The organism is Microbacterium sp. HMWF026 (genome assembly GCF_003061325.1).
Lineage (GTDB): Bacteria > Actinomycetota > Actinomycetes > Actinomycetales > Microbacteriaceae > Microbacterium > Microbacterium testaceum_E.
In genome coordinates this window covers 1-2,497 of sequence record NZ_QAJB01000200.1, presented here as the reverse complement: position 1 = coordinate 2,497, position 2,497 = coordinate 1, and the positions used below count along the sequence as shown (strand labels likewise).

The following is a 2,497-nucleotide window of genomic DNA, read 5'->3' as shown; positions in this document are numbered from 1 at the left end:
CCGCCCCCGCGACGACGGCGAGCACCCCCGAGCCCACGATGTTGTCCACCCCGCGAGCATAGGGAAAGGCGGGGCGGGAAGAATCCCGACCCCGCGCCGGTTACCCTCGACGCGACGGTCTGCCCGTACTCCCCGGTCACGTTCCGACGACCGGGGGGTGAACGTCGTGCGCGTCAGATTGCGCCCAGCGTCCAGGGGGCGTAATGTCGCGCGCCGTGACTGACGAAAGTCGCGTTGACGGCGAAGAGACGCCGATCGCGAAACGCATCCTGATCGGCGAGCCCCTCACCTCCGAGAAACTCGACGAGCAGCTCCTCCCCAAGAAGATGGCACTGCCGATCTTCGCCTCCGACGCCCTCTCCTCCGTGGCCTACGCCCCGCAGGAGCTGCTGATGATCCTGCTCATCGGCGGAACGGCCCTGCTGACGCTCAGCCCGTGGGTCGCGGTGGCCGTCGTGGTGCTGCTGGTCGTGGTGGTGCTCAGCTACCGTCAGCTCATCAAGGCCTACCCCTCGGGCGGTGGCGACTACGAGGTCGCCAGCAAGAACCTGGGCGAGGTGCCGGGCGTGGTGGTGGCCGCCGCCCTGCTCGTGGACTACGTGCTCACGGTCGCCGTGTCGGTGGCATCCGGGGTCGACAACATCATCTCGGCGCTGCCGGCGCTCAACCCGTTCCGGGTCGAGATCGCGGTCGGCTTCGTGATCCTCATCGTGATCGTCAACCTGCGCGGGGTGCGCGAGGCGTCGAGCGTGTTCGCCATCCCGACCTACCTCTTCATCGGCTCGGTCGCGGTGATGATCGTCTTCGGCCTGGGCCGCGCCGTCTTCGGCGACGCCCCGCACGCGTCGAGCGCCGAGTACACCGTGCAGGCCGAATCGCTCACGCAGGCCGCGCTGATCCTGCTCATCCTGCGGGCGTTCTCGAGCGGCTGCTCGGCCCTGACGGGAGTGGAGGCCGTGTCGAACGGCGTGCCCGCGTTCCGGATGCCGAAGATCCGCAACGCCCAGACGACGCTCACCATGATGGGCGGCATCGCCATCATGCTGTTCGCCGGTCTGACCGCGCTCGCCCTCATCGCGGGCGTGCAGTACGCCGAGAACCCGTGCAACCTGATTGGCTTCGACTGCGCGAACAACCCGCAGCCGAGCCTCATGGCGCAGGTCGCCGCCGCGACCTTCGGCATGGGCAGCATCCCGTTCTTCATCATCCAGGCCGCGACGGCGTGCGTGCTGCTGCTCGCCGCCAACACGGCGTTCAACGGCTTCCCGCTGCTGGGCGCCGTGCTCGCGCGTGACGGTTACGCTCCGAAGTCCCTCAACACCCGCGGCGATCGGCTCGTCTACTCGAACGGCATGATCATCCTCGGCATCGTCGCCATCGGTGTGCTGATCGTCTACCAGGCCAACCTCACGACGCTGATCCAGCTGTACATCATCGGCGTGTTCGTGTCGTTCTCGCTCGGCCAGATCGGGATGGTGCGCCACTGGCGCCGCGCGCTGCGAGGACTGAACGATCTCCCCGCGGAGGCTGCGAAGCAGCAGTCCGCGGCCATCGAGCGCCGCTCCGCCATCTCGGGCCTGTGGATCAACTCGATCGGCGCCGGCATGACGGTGCTGGTGCTGGTGATCGTCACGATCACCAAGTTCACGCACGGCGCCTGGCTGGTCTTCATCGCCATCCCGATCCTCGCGGTCCTCATGCTCGGCGTGAACCGGTACTACCGCGACGTCGAGCACGAGATCCGCATGGACGACGACGTGCACTTCGGCTCGTCGGGCGATGTGGCGATCGTGCTGGTGAACCGCCTGCAGAAGCCGGTCATGAAGGCCATCGACTACGCCTTGGCGGCCAACCACGACAAGACGCTCGCCGTGCACGTGGCCATCACCGACGAGGACGCGGCCAAGCTGCAGAAGGAGTGGGCCGAGCACGACATGCCCCTCCCCCTCGTCATCATCGACTCGCCGTACCGCACCTACAGCTCGCCGGTGTCGACCTTCATCAAGAAGTACCGCGAGAACAACGGCTCGGCCGTCGTCACGGTCTACCTGCCGCAGTTCATCGTGGGCCACTGGTGGGAGTCGCTCCTCCACAACCGCCGCTCGCGCCGCCTCGCGCAGCAGCTGATGCTCGTGCACGGCGTGACGATCACCCTCGTGCCGTGGCTGCTGGACTCGTCGGAGCTCATCTACGGCCGTCGCTCACGCCCCCTGCCGGGTCAGTCGCGCAGCGGTCGGCCCATCGCCGAGGTGCCCGCGCAGCGCGTCAAGAAGACGCCGCCGACCTCGGCATCCTGAGCCGACCCGGACGCCCTCGCCCCTCTCGGGTGGGGGCGTTCGGCGTTGACGCCGGGGTCCGCCGGGGTCCGCCGGTGCCCCCGCATCCGCCCGCTGCCCGGCGGCCGGGCGCCGGCTCCTGCGGTCGAGTGTCCAAGACACGCGGACGGGGGCCGCTCGGCATCCGCGTGTCTTGGACATTCAGCCCCGAGGGAGGGCCC

General features: G+C 68.6%; 1 protein-coding gene. It reads left to right on the top strand.

Annotated features, from left to right (window positions below; genetic code table 11):
* Positions 1 to 203: 203 nt before the first annotated feature.
* The gene (locus DBR36_RS08410) at positions 204 to 2,297 is read left to right on the top strand and encodes an APC family permease (protein WP_108318488.1); all 2,094 of its coding nucleotides are present in this window, start codon (positions 204 to 206) and stop codon (positions 2,295 to 2,297) included.
* Positions 2,298 to 2,497: the final 200 nt, after the last annotated feature.

Bases quoted from the DNA above. Each gene is read 5' to 3' on its own strand.
- DBR36_RS08410 (WP_108318488.1), top strand. From the start codon at position 204: ATGTCGCGCGCCGTGACTGACGAAAGTCGCGTTGACGGCGAAGAGACG.